The following is a 7,612-nucleotide window of genomic DNA, read 5'->3' on the forward strand; positions in this document are numbered from 1 at the left end:
CGTTCGGCGAAATTCGGGAAGGCCGCCTCGAGTTCGCCCGAGGCGGCCTTTCCGGCGTTCAGCCCAGCAAAGTCTTGACCAGCGCGGAGATCTGCTCGGTCTCGATGAGGAACGAGTCGTGGCCGTACGGCGAAGTCAGCACCGTGGCCTCGCCGCCGACCGCCGCGGCGATCTCGTGCGACTGATACGACGGATAAAGCCGGTCGCTGTCCACGGCGGCGACCACCGTTCGCGCGGTCACCCGGCCCAGCGCGGCGGCGACCCCGCCCCGGCCGCGGCCGACGTCGTGGGTGTTCATGGATTCGGTGAGCACCACGTAGGAACCCGCGTCGAAGCGGTGGACGAGCTTGTCCGCGTGATGGTCCAGATAGGACTCGACGGCGAAGCGGCCGCCGGCCAGCGGATCTTCGTCCTGCTGCGGCCGGTTCCCGAAACGCGTCTCCAGTTCGGGTTCGCAGCGGTAAGTGACGTGCGCGATCCGCCGGGCCACGCCCAATCCGCGGTAAGGGCCTTCGGCGGCGGAGTAGTAGTCACCGCCGTGCCAGGCCAGGTCGCCTCGGATCGCGTGCAGTTGAGGTGCCGCCCAAGCGATTTGCTCGGCTGACGCACGAGCTGTCGAGGCGAGAACGAGCGCGGAGGCAACCCGATCGGGTTGAGTTACGGCCCATTCGAGAGCCCGCATCCCGCCCATCGAACCGCCCGCGACGGCGGCCCAGCGTTCGATGCCGAGTGCGTCCGCGAGTGCCGCTTCGGCGTTGACCTGGTCTCGAACGGTCAGCGCCGGGAATCGGCTGCCCCACGCCTCGCCGTCCGGGGAAGGCGACGACGGGCCTGTCGACCCCTGACAGCCGCCGAGGACGTTAGGGGCCACGACGAACAGCTCGCGGGTGTCGAAAGCCTTGCCGGGACCGATCAGTCCGTCCCACCATCCGGGACTCGGATGCCCGGGTTCGGCGGGGCCCGCGGCGTGGCTGTCGCCGGTGAGCGCGTGCTCGATCAGGACGGCGTTGGACCCGTCGGAGTTGAGCGTTCCCCACGTTTCGAACGCGAGGGTGTAGCTGGGCAGGCTGGCGCCGGCCTCCAGCGCGAGTGCGCCGGGGCCGGTGAACCAGTGCCGTCCGCCGGGTGGGTCCCCCGCCCGCCACGCGCCGGTGACGGGCGGAAGACTCGCGCCGGGATCGGTCACAGCGCCGCCTTGGCAGCCCGGAAGCCTGCCTCGAGGTCGGCCTTCAGGTCCTCGATTCCTTCCAGCCCGACCGCGAGCCGCACGAGACCCGGCGTGACGCCGGCGGCGACCTGCTCCTCGGGGCCGAGCTGGCTGTGCGTGGTCGACGCCGGGTGCACGATCAGGCTGCGCACGTCGCCGAGGTTCACCAGCTGGCTGTGCAATTCGGTGCCGTCGACGAACTTCCGGCCCGCCTCGACGCCGCCGCGCAGCTCGAAAGACAGCACCGCGCCAGCGCCGCGCGGCAGGTACTTCTGCGCCGCCGCGTGGTACGGGCTCGACGGCAGTCCGGCGTAGTACACCTTCTCGACCTCGTCGCGCTCCTCCAGCCATTCCGCGAGGGCTAGCGCGTTGGTGGAGTGCCGCTCCACGCGCAGCGACAGCGTTTCGATGCCCTGCAGGATGAGGAAGCTGTTCAGCGGGGCGATCGCCGCGCCGGTGTCGCGCAGGATCTGCACGCGGGCCTTGGCCGCGAACGCACCCGGGCCGAGCGCCTCCCAGTACTTGAGACCGTGGTAGCTCGGGTCGGGCTCATTGAAGCCCGGGAAACGGGACGGGTCCTTGCCGAAGTCGAATGTGCCGCCGTCGACCAGCACGCCGGCGACCGTCGTGCCGTGGCCGCCGAGGTACTTCGTCGCGGAGTGCACGACGATGTCGGCACCGTGCTCGATCGGGCGAACCAGGTACGGCGTCGGCACGGTGTTGTCCACGACCAGCGGGACCCCGGCTTCGTGCGCCAGGTCGGCGACCTTGCGAATGTCGAGGACGGCGCTGCTCGGGTTGGCCAGCGTCTCGGCGAAGAACAGCTTGGTGTTCGGCCGGACCGCGGCCCGCCACTGCTCAGCGTCGTCCTGGTCGTCGATGAAGGTGACCTCGATGCCGAGCTTCGGCAGCGTGTAGTGGAACAGGTTGTAGGTGCCGCCGTACAGCGACGGGCTGGTGACGAGGTGGTCGCCAGAGTTGGCCAGGTTCAGGATCGCCGCGGTGACCGCCGCCGAACCGGAGGCGAACGCGAGACCGGCGACGCCGCCTTCGAGCGTGGCGACACGCTGCTCCAGCACGTCCTGGGTCGGGTTGTTGATCCGCGTGTAGATGTGGCCGGGCTCGGCGAGGCTGAAGAGATCCGCCCCGTGCTGGGTGTCGCGGAAGACGTACGAGGTGGTCTGGTAGATCGGCGTGGCGCGAGCGCCGGTGGCCGGGTCGGGCGCCGCCCCCGCGTGGATCTGCTTGGTCTCGAAGGACCAGCTCGTGGTGTCTTCCGGCATGTGCTCGCTCCTAGCGGTCGGGATCGGGTCGGCTGGGCGCCGACGCTAACCAGGCCGGACGAACCGCCCAACTGCTCTCACGAGATGAGAGTCCTACGCACCCGTACGTATGAACAAGTGCCGAGCGCTGACGGACGACGCGACAGCGGGGTACAGCGCACCCTCAGGCGCATGGACTGGAGAATGCGCCCGGCGACCCGGAAGTGGTTCCTGTTCGGCCACGTCGTCACGTCGGTCGGCTGGATCGGAGCCGAACTCGCGGTGCTGATCTGCAGCATTCTCGCGATCGCCGGCTTCGACCCGGTGACCACGCGCAGCGCGAACGTCATCGCCGGAATTCTGGCCGGCACGCTCTACTTCCCGGCCAGCCTGCTCGCGCTGGCGACCGGTGTCGTGCTCGGACTCGGGACGAAGTGGAAGCTGGTGCGCTACCACTGGGTGCTGTGGAAACTGCTGGCGACGCTCGCGCTGTTTGGCGGCGGAAACCTGCTGGTGGTCCCGTCGTTCGTCGCGCACGGCGAGCAGGCTTCGCGAGGCGAGATCGTCGGGGCGAGCGCGGTGGCGGGCACGGGGGCGATGAGCGTCGGGCTGACGCTGCTGCTGGGGGCGACGCTGGTGTCTTACTTCAAGCCGTGGCCGAAGGTCGGTCGCGCTAACTAGTGCCGCGGGTGGCGAAACCGGCACAGTCTTCTACCGTTCCAGCAAGAACGTCAGAAGCGCTGGAGGTAGCTGTGGTTTCGGTGCGCAGCGTCGTGGACCGGGTCGGTCCCACGCTGCTCCACGCGCTGCTCGTGCCCGAAGGCTGTCCCGCGGTCGGCGACGTGGTGATCGCTGAGCCGGGTGCGGAGTCCGCCATCGCCGCGGGTGACCTGGTGCTCGGCGTCGCCACGATCGAGTCGGCCGACGCCGCGGAGCTCGTCCGGGTGAGCGCCGGGCGGGGCGCGGCGGCGGTGCTGCTGAAACCGCCGTTGGCCGCGAAACAGTCGGTGCGGCGCGCGGCGAAGTCGGCCGGGATCGCCTTGATCCAGGTGCACGCGGCGACGTCCTGGGCCCAGCTGGTCTGGCTGTTGCGCACAGTTCTGGACGCGCTCGCCGACGAATCCGAAGCGCTCGAAGAGGGCGGCGATCCGGGTTCCGGCGACCTTTTCCGGCTCGCCGACGCCGTGGCCGCGGTGGTCGACGCGTCGGTGACGATCGAGGACACCAACTCGCGCGTCCTCGCCTACTCCGCGCGCCAGGACCTCACCGACCCGGCGCGCGTCGCGACGATCATGGGCCGCCGCATCCCGGACGACGTACTGGCCAGGTTCCGCTCCCGCGGCGTTTTCCGCGAACTTTCCCGTGGCCGGCAAACGATTTTCGTGCCCGCCCAGCGCGACGGCACCCTGCCGCGGCTGATCGTGCCGATCCGGATGGGCGGCGAACTGCTGGGTTCGATGTGGGCCGTCGTGCCCGGTCCGGTTTCCGAGGAACGCGCAGCGGCTTTCGCCGACGCCGCTCCGGTGGTCGCGCTGCATCTCCTGCGACGGCGCGCGCACACGGATGCCCAACGGAGAGCTTCGGCCGAATTGCTGCGCGCGGTCTTGGAAGGACAGGTCCCGCCACGCCGGGTGGTCGCCGAACTGGATCTGTCTGACGAGCCGCACCGAGTCGTCGTCGTGGACGTCAGCGGCGGCGACAGCCGGGACGCCGAAGGTCTGTTGCTGGCTTTGCTGGAACGGATTTCGCAGGGCTTCGGACGCCGTCCGGTCGCCGCTGAACTGGGCGGATTGCTGTACGTCGTGGTCCCGGACCGCACCGGCGAGGGCGGCTGGCCGGAACTGCGGGAGGCGCTGCTCGCCCAACCCGCTTCCCGCCGAGGCGGACTGCCTCGCGCGGCCGCGGGTGCCCCGGGCGATCCGACCGCGCTGGCCGCGTCGCGTGCCCAAGCGGACGAAGCACTGGGCCTGCTGCGGGCAGGACTGGTCGAGGGCCGCGTCGTGGCGTACGACGAAGCGTGGACCGCGCTGGTCCTGCACCGCGCCGCCGCCGGAGCAGCGGCGGCGCAGGTGTCGGAACTCGGCCCGCTCGGCGTACTGCGCGCGCACGACGAGACGAGCAACGCCGGGTACGTCGACACGCTCTACGAGTGGCTGCGCCATCCCGGCGACCCCCGCGCCGCCGCGGAACGGCTGCGAATTCACCCGAACACGTTGCGATACCGGATGAAACGGCTGCTGGAACTGGTCCCGCTGAACCTGGACGACCCCGACGTCCGGCTCGCGTTGCTCACCCAGCTGATCGCGCTCCGCTGGAGCTGACGGTGCTGGCTTGGTAGCTGAGATCGTTGGCCCGCAACGATTCCGGCCGCATCCGGATCCACACCGTGCCGCGCTCGGCCGGGTCGTCCAGCAGATACGCGCGGAACCGCGGATCCCACGCGGACTCGTCCGGGCCCAGATACCGCGCCAGTTTCCGGCGTCCCCGGGGGACGTCGAACGGCTCGATCCCGGCCGGTCCGCGCGCGATCACCTGACGCACCAAGCCGGTCTCGAGGTCGCAGACGTCCACCGTCACCGCGATCCGCGGCTCCGCACGCACCCGGTCGGGCAGCCGCGACCACGGGCCGCTGAGGATCCAGAACGCGCCGTCCTCCCAGAGATACCAGGCAGGCCGGACCGTCGGACCCGCGGTCGCGACCCGGGCGGTCAGGGGCTGCGCGAGGAAACTGTCGACGTCGAAGTCCCTCACGCGATCAACAACGTCTTCCCGATCGTCCCCCGAGATTCGATCGCCGCGTGCGCATCAGCCGCCCGCTCCAACGGAAACCGCTGCCCGATCACCGGAGTGAGCTGCCCAGCCGCAGCCGCCTCCAGCGCCGATTCCGTGTACCCGCGCATCGCCGCCGCATCACCGATCGACCGGACCAGCTTCACGCCCCGCGCCGCAGCGTCCTCTTCGGACACTTCAGCCCACGAACCGCTTGCCAACCCGTACATCGCCATCCGCCCGCCAGGCCGCACCAGAGAGAACGCCGCCGTACCAACAGCACCTCCCACACCGTCGAACACCACATCCACCTCCCCAGCCAACGCAGTCCACTCCGGATCGGTGTAGTCGACGGCCAAGTCCGCGCCCAATTCCCGAGCACGGGCAACCTTTTCCGCCCCGCCCGCAGCCGCCACGACCTCCGCGCCCGCAGCCTTCGCCAACTGCACCAAGAGGCTGCCGACCCCTCCTGCGGCAGCCTCGACGAGCACCCGTTCCCCTGGCGCCACCGCGGTCGCGTGCACCAACCCGGTCGCCGTGCGGCCGTCGGCCAGCAGCGCGACGGCCGCGTCGAGGCTGAGCGCGTGCGGCACCGGGAACACCAACTCCGCGTCCACGACCACGCGCTGGGCGTAACCGCCGCTGCCGCCGGTCGACGTCACCACGCGTTTTCCGATCAGCGCCGGGTTCACGCCCTCCCCGGCACGGCTGATCACGCCCCCGACGCCGTTGCCGGGCACCATCGGCAGCGCGCCCGCGAACGGCCCGGTGCCGGTCGCCCTGAACTGCGTTTCCACGAAGGTGACGTTGGCGAACGCCACCTCGATCAGCACCTGCCCCGGCCCGGGAGCCGGATCGGGGGCGTCCCCCGCCTCCAGTACCGCCGGCCCGCCGAACTCCCGCAGCCACACCGCTCGCATGTAAGCCCTTCCTCGAGTCTCCGCCATGAGCCAGCCAACTACCTCAAGTGCGGTCGAGGTCAAGTGCGTTGTCCTGGCAGCACTACTGACCCGGCGCAAGACTGTGGCGACGGGATGATGACACCGCCGTCCGGGTAGATCACCGTGAGTGGCAACACCTTCGCCAGAACCGCCGCCAGGAGGCAAGCAGTGCGCATCGCCGTTCCCCGTGAGATCAAGAAGCACGAGTACCGGGTCGCCTTGACCCCGGCCGGCGTGCACGAACTGGTCGGTCGCGGGCACGACGTCTTCGTCGAGACGGGTGCCGGGACCGGGTCGTCCATCACGGACGAGGAGTACGTCGCCGCGGGCGCGAAGGTGCTCGCCACGGCGGAAGAGACGTGGTCCGAGGGCGAACTCGTGCTGAAGGTGAAGGAGCCGATCGCCGAGGAGTACCCGCGCCTGCGCAAGGATCTGGTGCTGTTCACCTACCTGCACATCGCCGCGGACCGTCCGCTGACCGACGCGCTGCTGGCCGCGGGCACCACCGCGATCGCCTACGAGACGGTGCAGAAGCCGAACGGCGCGCTGCCGCTGCTGGCCCCGATGTCCGAGGTCGCGGGCCGGCTGGCCCCGCAGGTCGGCGCGTACGCCCTGATGAAGCCGAGCGGCGGCCGCGGCGTTCTGCCCGGCGGCATCCCCGGCGTGCACCCGGCCCGCGTGGTCGTCATCGGCGGCGGCGTCGCCGGGCTCAACGCCGCCCGCGTCGCACTGGGCCTCGGCTCCGACGTGGAAATCCTCGACACCAACGTCGACCGCCTCCGCCAGATCGACAACGACTTCGGCGGCCGCATCCGCACCGTCACCTCGAACCGCCTGTCGGTCGAAGAGTCGGTCCTGGAAGCAGACCTGGTCATCGGCGCGGTCCTGGTCCCCGGTGCCAAGGCCCCCAAGCTGGTCTCCAACGACCTGGTCTCCCGCATGAAGCCGGGCAGCGTCCTGGTAGACATCGCCATCGACCAGGGCGGCTGCTTCGCCGACTCGCGCCCCACCACGCACGACGACCCGACCTACACGGTCCACAACTCGGTCTTCTACTGCGTGGCCAACATGCCCGGCGCAGTCCCGCGCACGAGCACCTACGGCCTCACCAACGTGACCCTCCCCTACGCAGTGCAGTTGGCAGACAAGGGCTGGAAGCAGGCCTTGGCGGCAGACCCCTCCCTGGCCCTGGGCCTCAACACCCACGCAGGCGCCCTGACCAACGCCCCCGTCGCCACCGCCCACAACCTCCCCCACACCCCAGTGGAAACCGCCCTGGCGTAACCAACCAAACACGAAAAGCGGCGAGGCCCTCAGGGACCACGCCGCGTGTAGTTGACCACAAATAATTTTTTAACAACAAAAACCAACACCCCAACCCCCCCGGAGGCACCCAGGGGGTACCGGGGGGGGCGGCCCCCCCGGGTCAAAGA

7 protein-coding genes are annotated in these 7,612 nt (G+C 70.2%); 3 read left to right on the top strand and 4 right to left on the bottom strand.

Going from position 1 to position 7,612, the window contains the following annotated elements; genetic code table 11:
• Positions 1 to 58 precede the first annotated feature (58 nt).
• Complete coding sequence (locus ACFXI3_RS20665) at positions 59 to 1,186, bottom strand: homoserine O-acetyltransferase (RefSeq protein ID WP_378401326.1); 1,128 nt, start codon at positions 1,184 to 1,186, stop codon at positions 59 to 61.
• The gene (locus ACFXI3_RS20670) at positions 1,183 to 2,490 is read right to left on the bottom strand and encodes a bifunctional o-acetylhomoserine/o-acetylserine sulfhydrylase (protein WP_344270930.1); all 1,308 of its coding nucleotides are present in this window, start codon (positions 2,488 to 2,490) and stop codon (positions 1,183 to 1,185) included. Before ACFXI3_RS20670 ends, ACFXI3_RS20665 begins: the two co-directional genes overlap by 4 nt.
• Before the next feature lie 171 nt (positions 2,491 to 2,661).
• On the opposite strand from ACFXI3_RS20670, the gene ACFXI3_RS20675 reads away from it, so the two are divergent.
• Together ACFXI3_RS20675 and ACFXI3_RS20680 are read left to right on the top strand one after the other, a co-directional pair.
• Positions 2,662 to 3,150, top strand: a complete 489-nt coding sequence (locus ACFXI3_RS20675; protein ID WP_344270927.1) for a hypothetical protein — start codon at positions 2,662 to 2,664, stop codon at positions 3,148 to 3,150.
• 71 nt (positions 3,151 to 3,221) lie between these two features.
• A complete protein-coding gene (locus tag ACFXI3_RS20680) occupies positions 3,222 to 4,790 on the top strand; it encodes a helix-turn-helix domain-containing protein (RefSeq protein ID WP_344270924.1) in 1,569 nt (522 codons plus the stop codon).
• On the opposite strand, the gene ACFXI3_RS20685 is transcribed toward ACFXI3_RS20680, so the two are convergent.
• Both ACFXI3_RS20685 and ACFXI3_RS20690 read right to left on the bottom strand, forming a co-directional pair.
• Entirely contained in the window at positions 4,759 to 5,220 is a 462-nt protein-coding gene (locus ACFXI3_RS20685; RefSeq protein ID WP_378401328.1) for a pyridoxamine 5'-phosphate oxidase family protein, read from the bottom strand. The genes ACFXI3_RS20680 and ACFXI3_RS20685 overlap by 32 nt on opposite strands.
• Positions 5,217 to 6,158, bottom strand: a complete 942-nt coding sequence (locus ACFXI3_RS20690) for a zinc-binding dehydrogenase (protein WP_378401330.1) — start codon at positions 6,156 to 6,158, stop codon at positions 5,217 to 5,219. Before ACFXI3_RS20690 ends, ACFXI3_RS20685 begins: the two co-directional genes overlap by 4 nt.
• A 189-nt stretch (positions 6,159 to 6,347) precedes the next feature.
• Here ACFXI3_RS20690 and ald point away from each other — a divergent pair, with 189 nt between their 5' ends.
• Positions 6,348 to 7,463, top strand: a complete 1,116-nt coding sequence (gene ald, locus ACFXI3_RS20695; RefSeq protein ID WP_378401332.1) for an alanine dehydrogenase — start codon at positions 6,348 to 6,350, stop codon at positions 7,461 to 7,463.
• Positions 7,464 to 7,612 lie beyond the last annotated feature (149 nt).

Source organism: Amycolatopsis sp. NPDC059235, from assembly GCF_042754125.1.
In the GTDB taxonomy this organism is placed as follows: domain Bacteria; phylum Actinomycetota; class Actinomycetes; order Mycobacteriales; family Pseudonocardiaceae; genus Amycolatopsis; species Amycolatopsis albidoflava.

Coding starts and splice junctions, on each gene's coding strand:
- ACFXI3_RS20670 (WP_344270930.1), bottom strand. CDS start 2,490: ATGCCGGAAGACACCACGAGCTGGTCCTTCGAGACCAAGCAGATCCAC.
- ACFXI3_RS20675 (WP_344270927.1), top strand. CDS start 2,662: ATGGACTGGAGAATGCGCCCGGCGACCCGGAAGTGGTTCCTGTTCGGC.
- ACFXI3_RS20690 (WP_378401330.1), bottom strand. CDS start 6,158: ATGCGAGCGGTGTGGCTGCGGGAGTTCGGCGGGCCGGCGGTACTGGAG.